A 21,915-nucleotide genomic window follows, 5' to 3' on the forward strand; every position below is an offset into this window, starting at 1 on the left:
CTCGATACGAAATTCCTCCGACCCGGAGATACCCAATGAAAGACCTGCTCAATCTCTTCAACCAGCAGCGCCAGACGCTGGACTTCGACGCGATCAAGATCGCGTTGGCTTCGCCCGACCTGATCCGTTCGTGGTCCTTCGGCGAAGTGAAGAAGCCGGAAACCATCAACTACCGCACCTTCAAGCCCGAGCGCGACGGCCTGTTCTGCGCCGCGATCTTCGGCCCGATCAAGGACTACGAGTGCCTGTGCGGCAAGTACAAGCGCATGAAGCACCGCGGCGTGGTCTGCGAGAAGTGCGGCACCGAAGTGACCCTGGCCAAGGTGCGCCGCGAGCGCATGGGCCACATCGACCTGGCCTCGCCGGTCGCGCACATCTGGTTCCTCAAGTCGCTGCCCTCGCGCATCGGCCTGATGCTGGACATGACCCTGCGCGACATCGAGCGCGTGCTGTACTTCGAAGCCTATGTCGTCACCGAGCCGGGCCTGACCGCCCTGGAGCGCCGCCAGCTGCTGACCGAAGAGCAGTACCTGACCGCGCGCCAGGAGCATGGCGACGACTTCGACGCCGCGATGGGCGCCGAGGCCGTGTACGAGCTGCTGCGCACGATCGACCTGCAGTCGGAAATGACCCGCCTGCGCGAGGAGATCGCCGGCACCGGTTCGGAAACCAAGCTCAAGCGTCTGACCAAGCGGATCAAGCTGGTCGAGGCGTTCCTGGAGTCGGGCAACCGTCCGGAGTGGATGGTGATGACCGTGCTGCCGGTGCTGCCGCCGGACCTGCGTCCGCTGGTGCCGCTGGACGGCGGCCGCTTCGCGACCTCCGACCTGAACGACCTGTACCGCCGCGTCATCAACCGCAACAACCGCCTGCGCCGCCTGCTCGAACTCAATGCGCCTGACATCATCGTGCGCAACGAGAAGCGCATGCTGCAGGAGTCGGTGGATGCGCTGCTGGACAACGGCCGCCGCGGCCGTGCCATCACCGGCACGAACAAGAGGCCTTTGAAGTCGCTGGCCGACATGATCAAGGGCAAGCAGGGCCGCTTCCGCCAGAACCTGCTCGGCAAGCGCGTGGACTACTCCGGCCGTTCGGTCATCGTGGTCGGCCCGACCCTGCGCCTGCACGAGTGCGGCCTGCCGAAGAAGATGGCGCTGGAGCTGTTCAAGCCGTTCGTGTTCGCCAAGCTGCAGCGTCGCGGCCTGGCCACCACCATCAAGGCCGCCAAGAAGCTGGTCGAGCGCGAAGAAGCCGAAGTCTGGGACATCCTGGAAGAGGTCATCCGCGAGCACCCGGTGCTGCTGAACCGCGCGCCGACCCTGCACCGCCTGGGCATCCAGGCGTTCGAGCCGGTGCTGATCGAAGGCAAGGCGATCCAGCTGCATCCGCTGGTCTGCACCGCGTTCAACGCCGACTTCGACGGCGACCAGATGGCCGTGCACGTGCCGCTGTCGCTGGAAGCGCAGCTGGAAGCGCGCGCGCTGATGATGTCGACCAACAACATCCTGTCCCCGGCCAACGGCGAGCCGATCATCGTGCCGTCGCAGGACGTGGTGCTGGGCCTGTACTACATGAGCCGCGCCCTGGAGAACAAGAAGGGCGAGGGCATGGTGTTCGCCAACATTGCCGAAGTGAAGCGTGCCTACGACAACCGTGCGGTCGAACTGCACGCCAAGGTCAAGGTCCGCATCACCGAGACGGTGATCGACGAGGACGGCAACCGCAGCAAGAAGACCTCGATCGTGGACACCACGATCGGGCGCGCGCTGCTGGCCGAAATCCTGCCGGAGGGCCTGCCGTTCGCGCTGGCCAACACCGAGCTGACCAAGAAGAACATCAGCCGCCTGATCAACTCCAGCTACCGCCAGCTGGGCCTGAAGGACAGCGTGGTGTTCGCCGACAAGCTGATGTACACCGGCTTCGCCTACGCGACCCGCGCCGGCGTGTCGATCGGCATCGACGACATGCTGATCCCGTCGGAGAAGAAGGGCATCCTCGGCGAAGCCGAGCAGGAAGTGCTGGAGATCCAGGAGCAGTACCAGTCCGGCCTGGTCACCGCCGGCGAGCGCTACAACAAGGTCGTGGACATCTGGTCGCGCACCAACGAGCGCATCGCCAAGGCGATGATGGACACCATCGGCACCGAGAAGGTGGTCAACGCCAAGGGCGAGACCATCGACCAGAAGTCGATGAACTCGCTGTACATCATGGCCGACTCCGGTGCCCGTGGTAGCCAGGCGCAGATCCGTCAGCTGGCCGGCATGCGCGGCCTGATGGCGCGTCCGGACGGCTCGATCATCGAGACCCCGATCAAGGCCAACTTCCGCGAAGGCCTGAACGTGCAGGAGTACTTCAACTCCACCCACGGCGCGCGCAAGGGCCTGGCCGATACCGCGTTGAAGACGGCGAACTCCGGTTACCTGACCCGTCGCCTGGTCGACGTGGCGCAGGACGTGGTGATCACCGAGCCGGACTGCGGCACCACCGACGGCCTGACCATGACCCCGATCGTGGAAGGCGGCGACGTGGTCGAGCCCTTGCGCGACCGCGTGCTCGGTCGCGTGGTGGCCGAGGACGTGTTCCTGCCGGGCAACGACGAGGATCCGATCGTCACCCGCAACACGCTGCTCGACGAGCAGTGGGTGGCCAAGCTGGAAGAGGCCGGCGTGCAGACGCTGAAGGTGCGCTCCACGATCACCTGCGAGTCCTCGTTCGGCGTGTGCGCGCGCTGCTACGGCCGCGACCTGGCCCGCGGCCATCTGGTCAACATCGGCGAAGCGGTCGGCGTCATCGCCGCGCAGTCGATCGGCGAGCCCGGCACCCAGCTGACCATGCGTACGTTCCACATCGGCGGCGCGGCTTCGCGTGCGGCGGCGGTGGACAACATCACGGTCAAGACCACCGGCTCGGTCAAGTTCAACAACCTCAAGTCGGTCGACCACGCCAACGGTTCGCTGGTGGCGGTGTCGCGTTCGGGCGAACTGTCCGTGCTCGACGGCCACGGCCGCGAGCGCGAGCGCTACAAGCTGCCGTACGGCGCGACCATCACCGCCAAGGACGGCGATGCGGTCAAGGCCGGCCAGTCGGTCGCCAACTGGGATCCGCATAACCACCCGATCGTGTCGGAAGTGGCCGGTTTCATCCGCTTCATCGACTTCATCGACGGCGTCACCGTCATCGAGAAGACCGACGAGCTGACCGGCCTGGCCTCGCGCGAGATCACCGATCCGAAGCGTCGCGGCACCCAGGCCAAGGACCTGCGCCCGATCGTGCGCATCGTCGACGCCAAGGGCAACGACCTGTCCATCCCGGGTACCGATCTGCCGGCGCAGTACCTGCTGCCGCCGCGCTCCATCGTCAACCTGCAGGACGGCGCGGCCGTGGGCGTGGGCGACGTGGTCGCCAAGATCCCGCAGGAAGCGTCCAAGACCCGCGACATCACCGGCGGTCTGCCGCGCGTGGCGGATCTGTTCGAAGCGCGCAAGCCGAAGGATCCGGCGATCCTGGCCGAGCGTTCGGGCATCATCAGCTTCGGCAAGGACACCAAGGGCAAGCAGCGCCTGATCATCAAGGACACCGACGGTTCCGAGCACGAAGAGCTGATCCCGAAGTACCGCCAGATCATCGTGTTCGAAGGCGAGCACGTGGCCAAGGGCGAGACCGTGGTCGACGGCGAGCCGAGCCCGCAGGACATCCTGCGCCTGCTCGGCGTCGAGCCGCTGGCCGCGTACCTGGTCAAGGAAATCCAGGACGTGTACCGCCTGCAGGGCGTGAAGATCAACGACAAGCACATCGAGGTCATCACCCGGCAGATGCTGCGCAAGGTCGAGATCACCGACCAGGGCAACAGCAAGTTCCTCAACGGCGAGCAGGCCGAGCGCCAGCGCGTCATCGAGGAAAATGCCCGCCTGGCCACCCGCAACGAGCTGCCGGCCAAGTACGACCCGGTGCTGCTGGGCATCACCAAGGCCTCGCTGGCCACCGAGTCGTTCATCTCGGCGGCGTCGTTCCAGGAGACCACCCGCGTCCTCACCGAGGCGGCGGTCCGCGGCACCAGCGACACCCTGCGCGGCCTGAAGGAAAACGTGATCGTCGGCCGCCTGATCCCGGCCGGCACCGGCCTGGCTTACCACAGCCTGCGACGTCGCAACGCCAGCGGCCTGACCGAATCGGAAATGCAGACCCTGTCCGGCGGCAATGCCGAGCCTGCGGTCGAAGCGCCGGTTCCGGCCGCCGCCGGCAGCGAGGAGTGAGCCGCTGCCGGCCCCGACGGGGCCGGCAGTTCCAAGCGAAAGGGGGCGCAACGGACGCGCCCCGTATTCCGGTCCGGGACGGACCAGCACGTTAAAATCCCGTGTAGTTGACGGGGCTTTTACTTGCCCGCTATACTTTCCTGTCTCGGCAGGCCGTCCTTCGGCCTGCCTTCGTTTTCACGCATCAGGCCCGACGGCCTCAATCAGAAGAATCCACTGATGGCGACGATCAACCAGCTGGTCCGCAAGCCGCGGCAGGCGACCACCTACAAGAGCGCCTCTCCGGCGCTGGACAAGTGCCCGCAGCGCCGCGGCGTCTGCACGCGCGTGTACACCACCACCCCGAAGAAGCCGAACTCGGCCCTGCGTAAGGTCGCCAAGGTGCGCCTGACGAACCAGGAAGAGGTCATCAGCTACATCGGCGGCGAAGGCCACAACCTGCAGGAGCACTCCGTGGTCCTGATCCGCGGCGGCCGCGTCAAGGACCTGCCGGGCGTGCGCTACCACACCGTCCGCGGTTCGCTCGATGCCGCCGGCGTCGCCAAGCGTCGCCAGGGCCGTTCCAAGTACGGCGCCAAGCGTCCGAAGAGCTAAGGGAAAAGCACTATGTCTCGTAAAGGTTCTACTCCACAGCGCACCGTCCTGCCGGATCCCAAGCACGGCAGCGAAACCATCGCCCGTTTCATCAACATGGTGATGCTGAGCGGCAAGAAGTCGGTCGCCGAGAAGATCGTGTACGGCGCGATGGACGTCATTGGCGAGAAAAACCCCAATGCGGTCGAGCTGGTGCAGAAGGCGCTGGACAACGTCGCTCCGGCGGTCGAGGTCAAGTCGCGTCGCGTCGGCGGTGCCACGTACCAGGTGCCGGTCGAGGTGCGTTCCTCCCGTCGCACGGCGCTGGCGATGCGCTGGCTGATCGATTCGGCGCGCAAGCGTGGCGAAAACTCGATGCCGCGCAAGCTCGCGGCCGAGCTGGTCGACGCCTCGGAAAACCGTGGTGGCGCCATCAAGAAGCGCGAAGAAACGCACCGCATGGCGGAAGCGAACAAGGCGTTCGCGCACTACCGCTGGTGACCTTCCGGGCCTTGGAAACGGGGCCCGTCAGCACCATCTGAGTGCTGCTAGCCGCGCCGTTGAGCGCTGCACAAATCCGAAGGCCGCCGCAAGGCGGCGTTCGGCCATCCGAAATCCAAGAAATTTGAGAGGCTCCCTGTGGCCCGTACCACTCCCATCGAGCGTTACCGCAATTTCGGCATCATGGCCCACATCGATGCCGGCAAGACCACCACGTCCGAACGCATCCTGTTCTACACCGGCGTCAGCCACAAGATCGGCGAGGTCCATGACGGTGCCGCGACGATGGACTGGATGGAGCAGGAGCAGGAGCGTGGCATCACCATCACCTCCGCCGCGACCACCGCGTTCTGGAGCGGCATGGACAAGTCCCTGCCGCAGCACCGCTTCAACATCATCGACACCCCCGGGCACGTCGACTTCACCATCGAAGTCGAGCGTTCGCTGCGCGTGCTCGACGGCGCGGTGTTCGTGCTGTGCGCGGTCGGCGGCGTGCAGCCGCAGTCCGAGACGGTGTGGCGCCAGGCCAACAAGTACGCGGTGCCGCGTCTTGCGTTCGTCAACAAGATGGACCGCACCGGCGCCAACTTCGACAAGGTCGTCGAGCAGCTGAAGTCGCGCCTGGGCGCATACCCGGTGCCGATGCAGGTGCCGATCGGCGCCGAAGACGGCTTCGAGGGCGTCATCGACCTGCTCAAGATGAAGGCGGTCCATTGGGACACCGCCTCGCAGGGCACCGTGTTCGAATACCGCGACATCCCGGCCGACCTGCTCGACCGGGCGACCGAAGCGCGCGCGTTCATGGTCGAGGCCGCGGCCGAAGCCACCGAAGACCTGATGGACAAGTACCTCAACGAAGGCGACCTGTCCGAGGCCGAGATCGTCGCCGGTCTGCGCGAGCGCACCCTGAAGGTGGAAGTGGTGCCGGTGTACTGCGGCACCGCGTTCAAGAACAAGGGCGTGCAGGCGATGCTCGACGGCGTGATCCAGCTGCTGCCGTCGCCTTCCGACCGTCCGCCGGTCAAGGGCATCGACGAGGACGAGAAGGAAGACAGCCGTCCGGCCACCGACACCGCGCCGTTCTCGGCGCTGGCGTTCAAGATCATGACCGACCCGTTCGTGGGTTCGCTGACCTTCTTCCGCGTCTATTCCGGCACGCTGAACTCGGGCGACCAGGTGTACAACCCGGTCAAGTCGAAGAAGGAGCGCGTGGGCCGCATCCTGCAGATGCACTCCAACAACCGCGAAGAGATCAAGGAAGTGCGCGCGGGCGACATCGCCGCGGCGGTGGGCCTGAAGGACGTCACCACCGGCGACACGCTGTGCGCGCAGGACCACATCATCACCCTGGAGCGCATGGTGTTCCCGGAGCCGGTGATCTCGATGGCGGTGGAGCCGAAGACCAAGTCGGACCAGGAAAAGATGGGCATCGCGCTGAGCCGCCTGGCGCAGGAAGATCCCTCGTTCCGGGTCAACACCGACGAAGAGTCCGGCCAGACCATCATCCGCGGCATGGGCGAGCTGCACCTGGAAATCATCGTCGACCGCATGAAGCGCGAGTTCAACGTCGAGGCCAACGTCGGCAAGCCGCAGGTCGCCTACCGCGAGACCATCCGCAAGGCGGTCAAGCAGGAAGGCAAGTTCGTGCGCCAGTCCGGCGGTAAGGGCCAGTACGGCCACGTCGTGCTCGAGATCGAGCCGCAGGAGCGCGGCCTGGGCTACACCTTCGAGAACGCGATCGTCGGCGGCGTGGTGCCGAAGGAATACATCCCGGCGGTGGACAAGGGCATCCAGGAAGCGGTGGCCAACGGCGTGATGGCCGGCTACCCGATCGTGGACGTCAAGGTGCGCCTGATCGACGGTTCCTACCACGACGTCGACTCGTCGGAAATGGCGTTCAAGATCGCCGGCTCGATGGGCTTCAAGGAAGGCTTCAACAAGGCCAGCCCGGTGCTGCTGGAGCCGATCATGAAGGTCGAGATCGTGACCCCGGAAGACTACCTGGGCGACGTGATGGGCGACGTCAGCCGTCGTCGCGGCATCCTGCAGGGCCAGGACGACAGTCCGTCCGGCAAGGTGATCAACGCGATGGTGCCGCTGGGCGAGATGTTCGGCTACGCCACCACGCTGCGCTCGATGTCGCAGGGCCGTGCCACGTTCTCGATGGAATTCGACCACTACGCTGAAGCGCCGGCCAACATCGCCGACTCCGTGATCAAGAAGTCCTGAGTCCGCTCAGGCTTCCCACCCCAATTCAGATAAGAAGGTAAAACTACAATGGCAAAGGGTAAGTTCGAGCGCACCAAGCCGCACGTCAACGTCGGCACCATCGGTCACGTCGACCACGGCAAGACCACGCTGACCGCGGCGCTGACGAAGATCGGCGCAGAGCGCTTCGGCGGCGAGTTCAAGGCGTACGACGCGATCGACGCGGCGCCGGAAGAGAAGGCGCGCGGGATCACGATCTCGACCGCGCACGTGGAATACGAATCCCCGAACCGCCACTACGCGCACGTGGATTGCCCGGGCCACGCCGACTACGTGAAGAACATGATCACCGGTGCGGCGCAGATGGACGGCGCGATCCTGGTGTGCTCGGCCGCCGACGGCCCGATGCCGCAGACCCGCGAGCACATCCTGCTGGCGCGTCAGGTCGGCGTGCCGTACATCCTGGTGTTCCTCAACAAGGCCGACATGGTCGACGATGAAGAGCTGCTCGAGCTGGTCGAGATGGAAGTGCGCGACCTGTTGAGCACCTACGATTTCCCGGGCGACGACACCCCGATCATCCACGGTTCGGCGCTGAAGGCGCTGGAAGGCGACCAGAGCGAGATCGGCGTGCCGTCGATCATCAAGCTGGTGGACGCGCTGGACAGCTACATCCCGCAGCCGGAGCGCGACATCGACAAGCCGTTCCTGATGCCGGTGGAAGACGTGTTCTCGATCTCGGGCCGCGGCACCGTGGTGACCGGCCGTATCGAGCGCGGCGTGATCAAGGTGGGCGACGAAATCGAGATCGTCGGCATCCGCACCACGCAGAAGACCACCGTGACCGGCGTGGAAATGTTCCGCAAGCTGCTGGACCAGGGCCAGGCGGGCGACAACGCGGGCCTGCTGCTGCGCGGCACCAAGCGTGACGACGTGGAGCGCGGCCAGGTGCTGTGCAAGCCGGGTTCGATCAAGCCGCATACCGACTTCGAAGCCGAGGTGTACGTGCTGTCGAAGGACGAGGGCGGCCGTCACACCCCGTTCTTCAAGGGCTACCGTCCGCAGTTCTACTTCCGCACCACCGACATCACCGGCGCGTGCGAGCTGCCGGAAGGCGTGGAGATGGTGATGCCGGGCGACAACGTGAAGATGGTGGTGTCGCTGATCAACCCGGTGGCGATGGACGAAGGCCTGCGTTTCGCGATCCGCGAAGGCGGCCGCACCGTCGGCGCCGGCGTGGTTGCCAAGATCATCAAGTAAGCTGTAGAATCACCGCCCCGCAACCACTGGGTTGGTTGCGGGGATACCGCGAAAAGAGGGGCAGGACGCCGCTCGTGTTCGCCAGACCGGGAAGGTCGCGTTGCTGGGTCGATGTCTTCAGTGCAATGCTGTTGACTCGGCCCCAAGTGCGCTTTATACTTTTCCGTCTGGGCAGATCGGGCAACTGATCTGCCTCAGTTTTTGAGGCCTGGGAAGCGGCCTTGCGCGGATCCGGCGATCGCCGATCCGTGCCGTCATAAGCAGGATTAAACCGGGGCAGGTATCCCAGAGGCCTTGCCCGTCGCTCTTTTAACGAAGGAACCCACCGTCATGGCGGACCAAAAGATCCGGATTCGGCTGAAGGCGTTCGATCATCGTTTGATCGACCGTTCGGCCAGCGAGATCGTCGAAACGGCCAAGCGGACCGGCGCGCAAGTGCGTGGCCCGATCCCGCTGCCGACCAAGATCGAACGCTACACCATCCTCGTTTCTCCGCACGTCGACAAGGACGCGCGCGACCAGTACGAGACCCGCACGCACAAGCGCGTGCTCGACATCGTCGACCCCAACGACAAGACCGTGGACGCGCTGATGAAGCTCGAACTCGCGGCGGGCGTCGATGTGCAGATCAAGTTGACCTGAGGACTACGACCATGACGAAGAAATATTCGTTGGGCTTCGTGGGCCGCAAGGCCGGCATGAGCCGCGTCTTCACCGAAGACGGCCGCTCCATCCCGGTGACCCTGATCGAGGCGACCCCGAACCGCATCACCCAGCTCAAGACCGTCGAGAGCGACGGCTACAGCGCCGTGCAGATCACCGTGGGCGCCCGCCGCGCCGCGCTGGTCAACAAGCCGGCGACCGGGCATTTCGCCAAGGCGAAGGTCGAAGCGGGTCGCGGCCTGTGGGAGTTCCGCGTTGAAGACGCGCAGCTGGGCGATTACGCCATCGGCGGCGAGATCAAGGCGGACATCTTCGAGGTCGGCCAGAAGGTCGACGTCCAGGGCGTCACCAAGGGCAAGGGCTTCCAGGGCACCATCAAGCGGTACAACTTCCGCATGGGCGACGCCACCCACGGTAACTCGCTGTCGCATCGCGCGCCGGGTTCGCTGGGCCAGCGCCAGACCCCGGGCCGCGTTTTCCCGGGCAAGAAGATGTCCGGCCACATGGGCGCGGTGCAGCAGAGCACGCAGAATCTGGAAGTGGTCAAGGTTGACGTCGAGCGTGGCCTGATCGCCATTCGCGGCGCCGTGCCTGGCGCTGCCGGTGGCGACGTGATCGTGCGTCCGGCTAGCAAGGCATAAGGAGAGATGACGATGGAACTCGTTATCACGGGTAGCAACAACAAGGTCTCGGTCTCCGACGCCGTGTTCGGTCGCGATTTCAGCGAGGATCTGGTCCACCAGGTCGTCGTCGCCTATCGCAACGCCGGCCGCGCCGGCACCAAGGCGCAGAAGACGCGTTCGGAAGTCAACGGCACCACCAAGAAGTCGAAGAAGCAGAAGGGCGGTGGCGCTCGCCACGGCGCGCTGACCGCTCCGATCTTCGTCGGCGGCGGCGTGACCTTCGCGGCCAAGCCGCGCAGCTTCGAGCAGAAGGTGAATCGCAAGATGTATCGCGCGGCGATCTGCGCGATCCTCTCCGAGCTCAACCGCCAGGGTCGCCTGATGGTCGTCGACGCGTTCGATGTCGAAGCCAGCAAGACCAAGGGTCTGATCGAGAAGCTGAAGGGTCTGGAAGTGGGCAAGCGCCCGCTGATCGTGACCGAAGAGGCGTCCGAGCATCTGTACCTGTCGGCGCGAAACCTTCCCTACGTGGAAGTGCGTGACGTGCAGGGCCTGGATCCGGTGTCGCTGGTGGGGGCCGATACGGTCGTGATCACCGCCGATGCGGTCAAGAAGGTCGAGGAGTGGCTGGCATGAGCAGCAACGAAAAAATCTTCAGCGTGCTGCGTGCTCCGCGAGTCTCGGAAAAGACCGCGCGCCTGCAGGAACTCTCCAATCAGTACGTCTTCGAAATCTCGAGCGAAGCCACCAAGGCCGATGTCAAGGCCGCGGTCGAGCAGCTGTTCGACGTCAAGGTCGAGTCGGTCAATGTGCTGAACGTCAAGGGCAAGAACAAGTCCTTCCGTTCGCGCAGCGGTCGCCGCGGCGATTGGCGCAAGGCGTACGTGCGTCTGGCCGACGGCCAGTCCATCGACGTAACGGCCAAGGCCTGAGGTCCATCCCATGCCATTGATGAAATTCAAACCCACTTCACCCGGCCGCCGTTCGGCCGTGCGCGTGGTCACGCCTGATCTGCACAAGGGCGCCCCGCACGCTGCGCTGGTGGAAAAGCAGAGCAACTCCGGTGGTCGCAACCACCACGGCCGCATCACCACCCGTCACGTCGGCGGTGGCCACAAGCAGCACTACCGCATCATCGACTTCAAGCGCAACAAGGAAGGCATCGCGGCGCGCGTGGAGCGGATCGAATACGATCCGAACCGCACCGCCCATATCGCCCTGCTGTGCTACGCCGACGGCGAGCGCCGCTACATCATCGCGCCGAAAGGCCTGAAGGCCGGCGACCAGGTGATCTCCGGTTCCGATGCGCCGATCAAGACCGGCAACACGCTGCCGCTGCGCAACATCCCGGTCGGTACGACGGTGCATGGCATCGAGCTGAAGCCGGGCAAGGGCGCGCAGATCGCGCGCGCTGCCGGCGCCGCGGTGCAACTGGTCGCTCGCGAAGGCATCTACGCCACGCTGCGTCTTCGCTCCGGCGAAATGCGCAAGGTGCCGGCCGAGTGCCGCGCCACGATCGGCGAAGTCGGCAACGACGAGCACAACCTCGAGAAGCTGGGCAAGGCCGGCGCCAAGCGTTGGCGCGGCGTGCGTCCGACCGTTCGCGGTGCGGCCATGAACCCGGTCGACCACCCGCACGGTGGCGGCGAGGCGAAGGCCGGTCAGGGTAATCCGCATCCGGTCACCCCGTGGGGCGTGCCGACCAAGGGTTACAAGACGCGCCATAACAAGCGCACCGAACAATTCATCGTCCGCGATCGTAGGGGCTAATCGACCATGGCACGTTCACTCAAGAAGGGCCCGTTCGTCGATCACCACCTCGTCAAGAAGGTGGAGGCCGCGGCCGGCAGCAAGCGTCCGATCAAGACCTGGTCGCGTCGTTCGATGATCCTGCCGGAGATGGTGGGCTTCACCATCGCCGTGCACAACGGCAAGAACCACGTTCCGGTGCTGGTCAACGAGAACATGGTCGGCCACAAGCTCGGCGAATTTGCCGTCACCCGGACCTTCAAGGGTCACGGTGGCGACAAGAAGTCGAGCCGGTAAGGAGAGATGACGATGGAAGCGAAAGCAATCCTGCGCACTGCGCGCATCTCCCCGCAGAAGGCCCGCCTGGTCGCCGACCAGGTGCGCGGCCTTTCCGCCGAGCGGGCGGTCAACCTGCTGAAGTTCTCGGACAAGAAGGCTGCCCACCTGATCAAGAAGGTGGTGGAGTCGGCGATCGCCAATGCCGAGAACAACCAGGGCGCGGATGTCGACGAGCTGAAGGTCAAGACCATCATGGTTGATGAGGGTCCCACCCTGAAGCGTTTCATGGCGCGGGCGAAAGGCCGCGGTACCCGCATCCTCAAGCGCACCAGCCACATCACTGTGGTTGTGGGCGCCGCCAAGTAAGCGGAAAGGAAAAGACGATGGGTCATAAAGTTCATCCGATTGGAATCCGCTTGGGTGTCTCCAAGGACTGGAATTCCAAGTGGTACGCCAACAAGGGCGAGTTCGCCGGGTATCTGGCGGCCGACCTCAAGGTCCGCGAAATGCTGCGCAAGAAGCTGGCGCAGGCGGGCATCAGCAAGATCCTGATCGAGCGTCCGGCCAAGACGGCGCGCGTGACGATTCACACCGCCCGCCCGGGCGTGGTGATCGGCAAGCGCGGCGAGGACATCGAGAAGCTGCGCAAGGAAGTGAGCGAGATGATGGGCGTCCCCGCCCACATCAACGTCACCGAAGTGCGCAAGCCGGAGCTGGACGCGCAGCTGGTCGCCGAGTCGATCGCGCAGCAGCTGGAGCGCCGCATCATGTTCCGCCGCGCGATGAAGCGTTCGGTCGGCAACGCGATGCGCCTGGGTGCCCTGGGCATCAAGGTCAACGTCGCAGGCCGCTTGAACGGCGCGGAAATCGCCCGTTCGGAGTGGTACCGCGAAGGCCGCGTGCCGCTGCACACGCTGCGTGCCGACATCGACTATGGCTTCGCTGAAGCCAAGACGACCTACGGCATCATCGGCATCAAGGTTTGGATCTACAAGGGCGAGATCTTCGATTTCTCCCAGGTTGGCCAGGAAAAGCAGGACGATTCCCCGCGCAACGATCGTAGCGATCGCGGCGACCGTGGTGACCGTCCGTCGCGTCCGGCTCGTGAAGCGAGGTAACGGCAATGTTGCAACCCAAGCGAACCAAATACCGCAAGATGCACAAGGGCCGCAACGACGGCCTGGCGTGGAGCGGCAACGCCGTCAGCTTCGGCGAGTACGGGCTGAAGGCCACCGCGCACGGTCAGCTGACCGCGCGCCAGATCGAGGCGGCGCGCCGCTCGATCAGCCGCTACGTCAAGCGCGGCGGCAAGATGTGGATCCGCGTGTTCCCGGACAAGCCGATCACCAAGAAGCCGATCGAAGTGCGAATGGGCTCCGGTAAGGGCAACGTCGAGTACTGGGTCGCCCAGATCCAGCCCGGTCGCATGATCTATGAAATCGAAGGCGTCGGCGAAGATGTCGCGCGCGAGGCGTTCCGCCTGGCCGCTGCCAAGCTTTCGGTGACCACCACCTTCGTGACCCGGACGGTACGCTGATGGACATCAAACAACTCCGCGAGAAGTCGGCTGACGATCTGAAGTCCCACCTGACCGACCTGCGCAAGGAGCAGTTCGCCCTGCGCATGCAGCAGGTCACCGGGCAGCTGCCGAAGACCCACGAAACCCGCCGGGTACGCCGCGAGATCGCTCGCGTGAAGTACCTGATCGGCAGCACGAAGTAAGGATGGCCGCCATGAGCGACACTAACGAAAGCAAGACGCTGCGCACGGTCGAAGGCCGTGTCGTCAGCAACAAGATGGACAAGACCGTCACCGTGCTGGTGGAGCGTCAGGTCAAGCACGCGCTGTACGGCAAGTACATCAAGCGCTCGACCAAGCTCCACGCCCACGACGCCGACAACGCCTGCAACGAAGGCGATGTGGTGCGCGTGACCGAGATTGCGCCGATGTCCAAGACCAAGAACTGGCGGGTGGTCGAAATCGTCACCCGTTCGGCCGAATAAGGGAGATCTGAATCATGATCCAGATGCAGAGCTACCTCGACGTTGCCGACAATTCCGGTGCCAAGGAAGTGATGTGCATCAAGGTGCTTGGCGGTTCCAAGCGCCGCTACGCGCACATCGGCGACATCATCAAGGTCACCGTCAAGGACGCGATCCCGCGCGGCAAGGTCAAGAAGGGCGAAGTCTACGACGCCGTGGTCGTGCGTACCCGCAAGGGTGTGCGTCGTCCCGACGGTTCGCTGATCCGCTTCGACGGCAACGCTGCGGTGTTGCTCAACAACAAGCAGGAGCCGATCGGCACGCGCATCTTCGGGCCTGTTACCCGCGAGCTGCGTTCCGAGAAGTTCATGAAGATCGTCTCGCTCGCTCCCGAAGTGCTGTGAGCGGAGGACATACACATGGCTAACCGTATCAAGAAGGGCGACCAGGTCGTCGTCACTACCGGCAAGGACAAGGGCAAGCAGGGCGAAATCGTCCGCGTCGACGGCGATCGGGTGATCGTCTCCAACGCGAACATCGTCAAGCGCCACACCAAGCCGAACCCGCAGGCGGGTGTCGCCGGCGGCGTGGTCGAGCGTGAAGCGTCGATCCATATCTCCAACGTGGCGATCGTCAACCCGGCAACGGGCAAGGGCGAGCGCGTTGGCTTCAAGGTGCTGGAGGATGGACGCAAACTGCGTGTGTTCCGCTCCAGCGGTGAGGCGCTTGACGCCTGAGGAATGAAACGATGAATTCCCGTCTCGAAAAGATCTACAAGGAAGAAGTGGTACCGGCTCTGATGAAGAAGTTCGGTTACACCAATCCGATGGAAGTGCCGAAGCTGGTCAAGGTCACGCTGAACATGGGCGTGGGCGAGGCGGCAACGAACAAGAAGATCCTGGAAAACGCCGTCGCCGACATGGCCAAGGTCTCCGGCCAGAAGCCGGTGGTCACCAAGTCGCGCGTGTCGGTGGCGTCGTTCAAGATCCGCGATGGCTGGCCGATCGGCTGCAAGACCACGCTGCGTCGCGCCAAGATGTACGAGTTCCTGGACCGCCTGATCAACATCTCGCTCCCGCGCGTGCGCGACTTCCGCGGTGTGTCCGGCCGTTCGTTCGACGGTCGCGGCAACTTCAACATGGGCGTGAAGGAACAGATCATCTTCCCGGAAATCGACTTCGACGCCGTCGATGCGATCCGCGGCATGGATATCGCCATCACCACCACCGCCAAGACCGACGCCGAAGCCAAGGCGCTGCTCGAGGCGTTCAAGTTCCCGTTCCGTAACTGATAGTCGGGATTCGGGATCCGGAAGTCGGGGTTGGAAGAGCGCTGCTCTCCAATCCCGTTTCCCGCCGATCCCCAATCCCCAATCCCGAATCCCGAGGATTTACAGATGGCAAAGACCTCCATGGTCAACCGCGACATCAAGCGCAAGAAGCTGGCGAAGAAGTTCGCCGACAAGCGCGATGCGCTGAAGAAGATCATCGCCGCCGACAGCTCGTCCTACGACGAGAAGGCCGACGCGGTGGTCAAGCTGCAGAAGCTGCCGCGCGATTCGTCGCCGAGCCGCCAGCGCACCCGTTGCGAACTGTCCGGCCGTCCGCGTGGCGTGTACCGCAAGTTCGGCCTCGGCCGCAACATGCTGCGCAAGGCGACGATGAACGGCGACGTGCCGGGCCTGCGCAAGGCCAGCTGGTAAGCGAGCCTCGCCGCTCCGGGTCCTCTTCGGGGCCGGGGCAGGGCGGTTCCACGCCAGTTCGTTGTTCAGACATCGAGTCCGACGCAAGTCGGACTCTTTGTCGTATAATCCCGCTCCTTGCCTGCGCCAAGGCGAGGCGGGCCGCGACAAGGACCTGGCCTTCCAGGACAAGATCCCCGCGTCATACCACTGCTTCACATCACAAGATTTTCGCGAAAGCGGATATCGGTGCACTCAAAGGTAAACACTATGAGCATGACTGATCCCATCGCCGACCTGCTGGTCCGCATCAAGAATGCGGCCGCGGTTGGCAAGCCGACGGTGAAAATGCCGTCCTCCAAGATCAAGGTATCGATCGCAGAAGTGCTGAAGGCCGAAGGCTACATCAGCGACCTGCGCGTCAATCCGATCGAGAACAACAAGTCCGAACTGGAAATCGTGCTGAAGTATTTCGAGGGCCGCCCGGTCATCGATACGCTCAAGCGCGTGTCGCGTTCGGGCCTGCGCCAGTATCGCGGTAAGGCCGAGCTGCCGAAGGTTCTCGGCGGCCTGGGCGTTGCCATCATTTCCACGTCCAAGGGCATCATGACCGATGCGCAGGCCCGTCAGGCCGGCGTCGGTGGCGAAGTCCTGTGCTTCGTGGCCTAAGGGAAGGAGCAAGTAAATGTCCCGCGTAGCCAAGAAGCCGATCTCCCTCCCGAAGGGCGTCGAACTGAATGTCCAGCCCGAGCTGGTGAGCGTCAAGGGCCCGAAGGGCACCCTGACCCTGCCGAAGCCGGCTGGCGTCGAAATCAAGCAGGAAAACGGTGTCGCCACGCTGTCGGCCAACGACCCGTCGCAGATCGCCATCACCGGCACCGTCCGCGCGATCCTGGCCAACATGGTGCAGGGCGTGTCCGAAGGCTTCGAGCGCAAGCTCGAGCTGGTCGGCGTCGGCTACCGCGCCACGATGCAGGGCAAGGATCTGAGCCTGGCGCTCGGTTTCTCGCACCCGGTCGTGTTCAAGGCGCCGGAAGGCATCACCCTGGCCACCCCGACTCAGACCGAGATCGTGGTGCAGGGCGCCGACAAGCAGCGCGTCGGCGAAGTCGCCGCCAAGATCCGTGGCTTCCGTCCGCCGGAGCCCTACAAGGGCAAGGGTGTGAAGTACGCCGGTGAAGTCATCATTCGCAAGGAAGCCAAGAAGGCGTAAGGCAGGCTCCTGTGCCAGGAGCCCGGCCGTCCATGGCCGGACTCTTCGATGCAAAAGCCTGTTTTCCTTCAGCTTCCGTAGGACACATATCATGACCATCAACAAGAACATCGCCCGCCTGCGCCGCGCCAAGTCGACCCGTGCGCACATCCGCGAACTCGGCGTCGCCCGCCTGTCGGTGCTGCGCACCGGCCAGCACCTGTACGCACAGGTCTTCACCGCCGACGGTTCCAAGGTGATCGCCGCGGCGAACACCTTGCAGGCCGACGTCAAGGACGGCCTGAAGAGCGGCAAGAACAGCGAGGCCGCCGTCAAGGTGGGCAAGCTGATCGCCGAGCGGGCCAAGGCCGCGGGCATCGAGAAGGTCGCCTTCGACCGCTCGGGCTACCGCTACCACGGCCGCATCAAGGCGCTGGCCGATGCCGCGCGCGAAGGCGGCCTGAAGTTCTGATCCTTGCGGGCGCGGCGTCCACGCCGCACCCGACCTGCCGATGCGGGCCGCATCGGACCTTGGCGCGCCTTGTGCGCGCGTCCGGGGAACACGGTTCCAGTCAACAACTACAAGCGGCATGCAAGCCGTAAATCTTTCAACTACCAAGGAATACACAATGGCTGAAGAACAGCGTGCACCGCGGGGTCGTGATCGCGACCGCAACCGCGAAGAGAAAGTCGACGACGGCATGATCGAGAAGCTGGTCGCGGTCAACCGCGTCAGCAAGACGGTCAAGGGCGGTCGCCAGTTCACCTTCACCGCGCTGACCGTGGTCGGCGACGGCAACGGCAAGATCGGCTTCGGTTACGGCAAGGCGCGCGAAGTGCCGGTCGCGATCCAGAAGTCGATGGAGTATGCGCGCAAGGGCATGCTCAACATCGATTTGAACAACGGCACCCTGTGGCACCCGGTGAAGTCCGGCCACGGCGCGGCGCGCGTGTTCATGATGCCGGCGTCGGAAGGTACCGGCGTCATCGCCGGCGGCGCCATGCGCGCCGTGCTCGAAGCGGTCGGGGTCAAGAACGTGCTGGCCAAGGCGGTCGGTTCGCGCAACCCGATCAACCTGGTGCGCGCCACCCTGCGCGGCCTGGAAGACATGCAGTCGCCGTCGCGGATCGCGGCCAAGCGCGGCAAGAAGGTGGAGGAACTCAACCATGGCTAATGAGTCCAACAAGACGGTGAAGGTGCGCCTGGTGCGCGGCCTTCGTGGTACCCAGTCGCGTCACCGCCTGTCGGTGCGTGCGCTGGGCCTGAACAAGCTCAACGATGTGCGTGAACTGAAGGACAGCCCGCAGGTGCGCGGCCTGATCAACAAGGTTCAGTACCTCGTCCAGGTTGAGGAGTAATCGACCATGACTTTGCATCTGAATGATCTGAAGCCCGCCGACGGCGCGCGTACCGAGCGCACCCGCGTCGGCCGCGGCATCGGTTCGGGCCTGGGCAAGACCTGCGGCCGCGGCCACAAGGGTTCGTTCGCGCGCAAGGGCGGCGGCAAGATCAAGGCCGGCTTCGAAGGCGGCCAGACCCCCATGCAGCGTCGTCTGCCGAAGGTCGGCTTCCGTTCCAAGATCGCCAAGGACACCGCCGAAGTGCTGTCCTACCAGCTCGACAACCTGCCGGAAGGCGAGATCGACTTCGCCGCGCTGCGCGCCGCCAAGCTGGTGCCGAGCATCGCCAAGCGGGCCAAGATCGTCCTCAAGGGCGAGCTGACCAAGAAGTTCGTGCTCAAGGGCATCGCGGCCACCGCCGGTGCCAAGGCGGCAATCGAGGCTGCCGGCGGCAGCGTGCAGGAGTAACACGCAGATGGCGCAGGCTGGCATGGGTAACCTCGGCGGCGGGCTCGGCAAGTTCACTGAACTTCGCCAGCGCCTGCTGTTCGTTCTCGGCGCGTTGATCGTCTACCGCATCGGCTGCTTCGTGCCGGTGCCGGGCGTCAATCCCGAAGCCATGCTTGCGCTGATGCAGGCGCAGGGCGGCGGCATCGTGGACATGTTCAACATGTTCTCGGGCGGCGCCCTGCACCGTTTCAGCATCTTCGCGCTGAACGTGATGCCGTACATCTCGGCATCGATCGTGATCCAGTTGGCCACGCACATCTTCCCGTCGTTGAAGGCGATGCAGAAGGAAGGCGAATCGGGCCGACGCAAGATCACCCAGTATTCGCGCATCGGCGCCGTGCTGCTGGCGGTGGTGCAGGGCGGCAGCATCGCGCTGGCGCTGCAGAACCAGACCGCGCCGGGCGGCGCGCCGGTCGTCTACGCGCCGGGCATGGGCTTCGTGCTCACCGCGGTGATCGCGCTGACCGCCGGTACCATCTTCCTGATGTGGGTCGGCGAGCAGGTCACCGAGCGCGGCATCGGCAACGGCGTGTCGCTGATCATCTTCGCCGGCATCGTCGCCGGCCTGCCGGCGGCGACGATCCAGACCGTCGAGGCCTATCGCGACGGCAACATGAGCTTCATCTCGCTGCTGCTGATCGCGCTGACCATCCTCGCCTTCACCCTGTTCGTGGTGTTCGTCGAGCGCGGGCAGAGGCGGATCACGGTCAACTACGCGCGACGCCAGGGCGGCCGCAACGCGTACATGAACCAGACCTCGTTCCTGCCGCTGAAGCTCAACATGGCCGGCGTGATCCCGCCGATCTTCGCTTCCAGCATCCTCGCCTTCCCGGCGACGCTGTCGATGTGGTCGGGCCAGGCGGCGTCCAACAGCCCGGTCGGCGGCGCGCTGCAGCGTATCGCCAACGCGCTGGGGCCGGGCGAGCCGGTGCACATGATCGTGTTCGCGGCGCTGATCATCGGTTTCGCGTTCTTCTACACGGCGCTGGTGTTCAACTCGCAGGAGACGGCCGACAACCTGAAGAAGTCGGGCGCGCTGATCCCGGGCATCCGTCCCGGCAAGGCCACCGCCGACTACGTCGACGGCGTGCTGACCCGGCTGACCGCCGCCGGCTCGCTGTACTTGGTGATCGTGTGCCTGTTGCCGGAGATCATGCGCGCGCAGCTCGGCACCTCGTTCCACTTCGGTGGCACCTCGCTGCTGATCGCGGTCGTGGTGGTGATGGACTTCATCGCGCAGATCCAGGCGCACCTGATGTCGCACCAGTACGAAAGCCTGTTGAAGAAGGCCAACCTCAAGGGTGGCTCGCGCGGCGGCGGTTTCGCCCGCGGTTGATTGCTATAATTTGACTTCCTTCCGCGAAGGCGCCCCGGTTCCCGGCGCAGCCTTCCGACTTGAAGGGCGGCCCATGCAGCGGTCTCGTGCGTGGGTGAGACGTGGTGGTCCTGCGCTGGAGTAGCGCGGGCGGCGGAGGCGCCTCATGGCCCGAGCCAACGACGTCCGGCGCCGGAGCATGGGCACACTCCCCATGCCGGGTCCGGTGGAACCGAAAGGTTCCACGGGCTTCCATGTAACCCGAGACCTTGCTACACTTACAAGTTCACTTTTTGATCCATCCTGCCGGATGGCGCCTCGTGTGCGCCGTCGGGCCATCACTCAGTTGGAGAACCGCGTCATGGCGCGTATTGCAGGCGTCAACCTGCCAGCCCAGAAGCACGTCTGGGTCGGGTTGCAAAGCATTTTCGGCATCGGCCGTACCCGTTCGAAGAAGGTCTGCGAAGCCGCAGGCGTGACTTCGTCCACCAAGATCCGTGACCTGTCCGAGCCGGAAATCGAGCGCCTGCGCCTCGAAGTCGGCAAGTACATCGTCGAAGGCGACCTGCGTCGCGAAGTGGGCATCGCCATCAAGCGGCTGATGGACCTGGGCTGCTACCGCGGCCTGCGTCATCGTCGCGGCCTGCCGCTGCGTGGTCAGCGCACCCGCACCAACGCCCGCACCCGCAAGGGCCCGCGCAAGGCGATCAGGAAGTAAGGGACAGACATGGCTAAGCCCGCAGCAGCAAAGACCAAGAAGAAGATCAAGCGCGTCGTCACCGACGGCGTCGCCCACGTCCACGCTTCGTTCAACAACACCATCGTGACCATCACCGACCGTCAGGGCAATGCGTTGTCCTGGGCGACCTCCGGTGGCGCCGGTTTCCGCGGTTCGCGCAAGTCCACGCCGTTCGCGGCGCAGGTTGCCGCCGAGAAGGCCGGGCGCGCTGCGCTCGACTACGGCGTGAAGTCGCTGGAAGTGCGCATCAAAGGCCCGGGTCCGGGTCGCGAGTCCGCCGTCCGTTCGTTGAACAACGTCGGATACAAGATCACCAACATCATCGACGTGACGCCAATCCCGCACAACGGTTGCCGTCCGCCGAAGAAGCGTCGCGTCTAAAGGAGCGATAAGAAATGGCTCGTTATATCGGTCCTACCTGTAAGCTCGCGCGCCGCGAAGGCGCCGACCTTTCCCTCAAGAGCCCGGCGCGTGCGCTGGATTCCAAGTGCAAGCTGGAGCAGAAGCCCGGCCAGCACGGCGCGACCGCCCGCAAGGGCAAGCTGTCCGACTACGCCACCCAGCTGCGCGAAAAGCAGAAGGTCAAGCGTATCTACGGCCTGCTGGAGCGTCAGTTCCGCAACTACTACAAGAAGGCCTCGACCAAGAAGGGCAACACCGGCGAGAACCTGCTGCAGCTGCTGGAAACCCGCCTGGACAACGTCGTCTACCGCATGGGCTTCGCCGTCACCCGCCCGGCCGCGCGCCAGCTGGTGTCGCACCGTGGCGTGCTGGTCAACGGCAAGTCGGTGAACCTGGCTTCGTACCAGGTCAAGGCCGGCGACGCGATCGCGCTTTCGGAGAAGGCACAGAAGCAGCTTCGCGTGCAGGAAGCGCTGACCGTCGCCGAAACGCACGACCTCAACCCGTCGTGGGTGGAAGTCGATTCGAAGAAGTTCAGCGGCGTGTTCAAGGCCGTGCCGGACCGTGCCGACCTGCCTGCTGACATCAACGAAGCGCTGATCGTCGAGTTGTATTCGAAGTAATCACATTGGAGAGCCTCCGGC

At 64.6% G+C, this 21,915-nt stretch carries 30 protein-coding genes; all 30 read left to right on the forward strand.

The features are described from left to right. Positions 1–35: 35 nt before the first annotated feature. The 30 genes from rpoC (at position 36) to rpsD (ending at position 21,894) form a co-directional block, all read left to right on the forward strand. Entirely contained in the window at positions 36–4,253 is a 4,218-nt protein-coding gene (gene rpoC, locus JR065_RS13800) for a DNA-directed RNA polymerase subunit beta' (RefSeq protein WP_206234838.1), read from the forward strand. Between the two features lie 219 nt (positions 4,254–4,472). After that, positions 4,473–4,847 (forward strand): 30S ribosomal protein S12, encoded by a 375-nt coding sequence (gene rpsL / locus JR065_RS13805; RefSeq protein WP_003469157.1) that lies wholly within the window; start codon positions 4,473–4,475, stop codon positions 4,845–4,847. 12 nt (positions 4,848–4,859) lie between these two features. Then, positions 4,860–5,327: a 30S ribosomal protein S7 gene (gene rpsG / locus JR065_RS13810; protein WP_206234839.1), complete on the forward strand. Its 468-nt coding sequence runs from the start codon at positions 4,860–4,862 to the stop codon at positions 5,325–5,327. A gap of 138 nt (positions 5,328–5,465) precedes the next feature. After that, on the forward strand, positions 5,466–7,556 hold the full coding sequence (gene fusA / locus JR065_RS13815) for an elongation factor G (protein ID WP_206234840.1): 2,091 nt from the start codon (positions 5,466–5,468) through the stop codon (positions 7,554–7,556). A 48-nt stretch (positions 7,557–7,604) separates the two neighbouring features. Beyond that, positions 7,605–8,795 (forward strand): elongation factor Tu, encoded by a 1,191-nt coding sequence (tuf, locus tag JR065_RS13820; RefSeq protein ID WP_206234841.1) that lies wholly within the window; start codon positions 7,605–7,607, stop codon positions 8,793–8,795. 330 nt (positions 8,796–9,125) lie between these two features. Further along, positions 9,126–9,437, forward strand: coding sequence for a 30S ribosomal protein S10 (rpsJ, locus tag JR065_RS13825; protein WP_010341589.1), 312 nt, complete (start codon positions 9,126–9,128; stop codon positions 9,435–9,437). A gap of 11 nt (positions 9,438–9,448) precedes the next feature. Next, on the forward strand, positions 9,449–10,099 hold the full coding sequence (rplC, locus tag JR065_RS13830) for a 50S ribosomal protein L3 (RefSeq protein WP_206234842.1): 651 nt from the start codon (positions 9,449–9,451) through the stop codon (positions 10,097–10,099). A gap of 12 nt (positions 10,100–10,111) precedes the next feature. Beyond that, complete coding sequence (gene rplD, locus JR065_RS13835; RefSeq protein ID WP_048490092.1) at positions 10,112–10,717, forward strand: 50S ribosomal protein L4; 606 nt, start codon at positions 10,112–10,114, stop codon at positions 10,715–10,717. Further along, on the forward strand, positions 10,714–11,013 hold the full coding sequence (gene rplW / locus JR065_RS13840) for a 50S ribosomal protein L23 (RefSeq protein WP_206234843.1): 300 nt from the start codon (positions 10,714–10,716) through the stop codon (positions 11,011–11,013). Before rplD ends, rplW begins: the two co-directional genes overlap by 4 nt. A gap of 10 nt (positions 11,014–11,023) precedes the next feature. After that, the gene (gene rplB / locus JR065_RS13845; RefSeq protein WP_206234844.1) at positions 11,024–11,851 is read left to right on the forward strand and encodes a 50S ribosomal protein L2; all 828 of its coding nucleotides are present in this window, start codon (positions 11,024–11,026) and stop codon (positions 11,849–11,851) included. Between the two features lie 6 nt (positions 11,852–11,857). Then, a complete protein-coding gene (rpsS, locus tag JR065_RS13850) occupies positions 11,858–12,127 on the forward strand; it encodes a 30S ribosomal protein S19 (RefSeq protein ID WP_003470666.1) in 270 nt (89 codons plus the stop codon). Positions 12,128–12,139: 12 nt separating this feature from the next. Then, entirely contained in the window at positions 12,140–12,475 is a 336-nt protein-coding gene (gene rplV, locus JR065_RS13855) for a 50S ribosomal protein L22 (protein ID WP_003470663.1), read from the forward strand. A gap of 17 nt (positions 12,476–12,492) precedes the next feature. Continuing rightward, positions 12,493–13,227, forward strand: coding sequence for a 30S ribosomal protein S3 (gene rpsC, locus JR065_RS13860; RefSeq protein ID WP_206234845.1), 735 nt, complete (start codon positions 12,493–12,495; stop codon positions 13,225–13,227). Between the two features lie 5 nt (positions 13,228–13,232). Beyond that, on the forward strand, positions 13,233–13,646 hold the full coding sequence (gene rplP, locus JR065_RS13865) for a 50S ribosomal protein L16 (protein ID WP_003470657.1): 414 nt from the start codon (positions 13,233–13,235) through the stop codon (positions 13,644–13,646). After that, positions 13,646–13,831 (forward strand): 50S ribosomal protein L29, encoded by a 186-nt coding sequence (gene rpmC, locus JR065_RS13870; RefSeq protein ID WP_145701693.1) that lies wholly within the window; start codon positions 13,646–13,648, stop codon positions 13,829–13,831. The genes rplP and rpmC overlap by 1 nt, the downstream gene beginning before the upstream one ends. A gap of 11 nt (positions 13,832–13,842) precedes the next feature. After that, entirely contained in the window at positions 13,843–14,112 is a 270-nt protein-coding gene (gene rpsQ / locus JR065_RS13875) for a 30S ribosomal protein S17 (protein WP_179570572.1), read from the forward strand. A 14-nt stretch (positions 14,113–14,126) separates the two neighbouring features. Next, positions 14,127–14,495, forward strand: coding sequence for a 50S ribosomal protein L14 (rplN, locus tag JR065_RS13880; protein WP_003486699.1), 369 nt, complete (start codon positions 14,127–14,129; stop codon positions 14,493–14,495). Positions 14,496–14,510: 15 nt separating this feature from the next. Next, a complete protein-coding gene (gene rplX / locus JR065_RS13885; protein WP_009607346.1) occupies positions 14,511–14,828 on the forward strand; it encodes a 50S ribosomal protein L24 in 318 nt (105 codons plus the stop codon). An 11-nt stretch (positions 14,829–14,839) separates the two neighbouring features. After that, positions 14,840–15,382: a 50S ribosomal protein L5 gene (gene rplE / locus JR065_RS13890; protein WP_206234846.1), complete on the forward strand. Its 543-nt coding sequence runs from the start codon at positions 14,840–14,842 to the stop codon at positions 15,380–15,382. 105 nt (positions 15,383–15,487) lie between these two features. Then, positions 15,488–15,793: a 30S ribosomal protein S14 gene (rpsN, locus tag JR065_RS13895; RefSeq protein ID WP_046979788.1), complete on the forward strand. Its 306-nt coding sequence runs from the start codon at positions 15,488–15,490 to the stop codon at positions 15,791–15,793. A gap of 249 nt (positions 15,794–16,042) precedes the next feature. After that, positions 16,043–16,441: a 30S ribosomal protein S8 gene (rpsH, locus tag JR065_RS13900; protein ID WP_206234848.1), complete on the forward strand. Its 399-nt coding sequence runs from the start codon at positions 16,043–16,045 to the stop codon at positions 16,439–16,441. Positions 16,442–16,457: 16 nt separating this feature from the next. Further along, positions 16,458–16,985, forward strand: a complete 528-nt coding sequence (gene rplF / locus JR065_RS13905) for a 50S ribosomal protein L6 (protein WP_206234849.1) — start codon at positions 16,458–16,460, stop codon at positions 16,983–16,985. 91 nt (positions 16,986–17,076) lie between these two features. Further along, a complete protein-coding gene (gene rplR / locus JR065_RS13910; protein ID WP_206234850.1) occupies positions 17,077–17,436 on the forward strand; it encodes a 50S ribosomal protein L18 in 360 nt (119 codons plus the stop codon). Positions 17,437–17,593: 157 nt separating this feature from the next. Further along, positions 17,594–18,139: a 30S ribosomal protein S5 gene (gene rpsE, locus JR065_RS13915; protein WP_104557639.1), complete on the forward strand. Its 546-nt coding sequence runs from the start codon at positions 17,594–17,596 to the stop codon at positions 18,137–18,139. Continuing rightward, the gene (gene rpmD, locus JR065_RS13920; RefSeq protein ID WP_005408214.1) at positions 18,132–18,323 is read left to right on the forward strand and encodes a 50S ribosomal protein L30; all 192 of its coding nucleotides are present in this window, start codon (positions 18,132–18,134) and stop codon (positions 18,321–18,323) included. Before rpsE ends, rpmD begins: the two co-directional genes overlap by 8 nt. Positions 18,324–18,329: 6 nt before the next feature. Next, a complete protein-coding gene (gene rplO / locus JR065_RS13925; RefSeq protein ID WP_206234852.1) occupies positions 18,330–18,773 on the forward strand; it encodes a 50S ribosomal protein L15 in 444 nt (147 codons plus the stop codon). Positions 18,774–18,780: 7 nt separating this feature from the next. Continuing rightward, entirely contained in the window at positions 18,781–20,151 is a 1,371-nt protein-coding gene (gene secY, locus JR065_RS13930) for a preprotein translocase subunit SecY (protein WP_206234853.1), read from the forward strand. A 340-nt stretch (positions 20,152–20,491) separates the two neighbouring features. Beyond that, the gene (gene rpsM / locus JR065_RS13935; RefSeq protein ID WP_003470634.1) at positions 20,492–20,848 is read left to right on the forward strand and encodes a 30S ribosomal protein S13; all 357 of its coding nucleotides are present in this window, start codon (positions 20,492–20,494) and stop codon (positions 20,846–20,848) included. 9 nt (positions 20,849–20,857) lie between these two features. Then, positions 20,858–21,250: a 30S ribosomal protein S11 gene (rpsK, locus tag JR065_RS13940; RefSeq protein ID WP_003470632.1), complete on the forward strand. Its 393-nt coding sequence runs from the start codon at positions 20,858–20,860 to the stop codon at positions 21,248–21,250. 14 nt (positions 21,251–21,264) lie between these two features. Beyond that, positions 21,265–21,894, forward strand: a complete 630-nt coding sequence (gene rpsD, locus JR065_RS13945) for a 30S ribosomal protein S4 (protein ID WP_128420165.1) — start codon at positions 21,265–21,267, stop codon at positions 21,892–21,894. Positions 21,895–21,915 lie beyond the last annotated feature (21 nt).

It is taken from the genome of Xanthomonas sp. (assembly GCF_017163755.1).
Taxonomy (GTDB): domain Bacteria; phylum Pseudomonadota; class Gammaproteobacteria; order Xanthomonadales; family Xanthomonadaceae; genus Xanthomonas_A.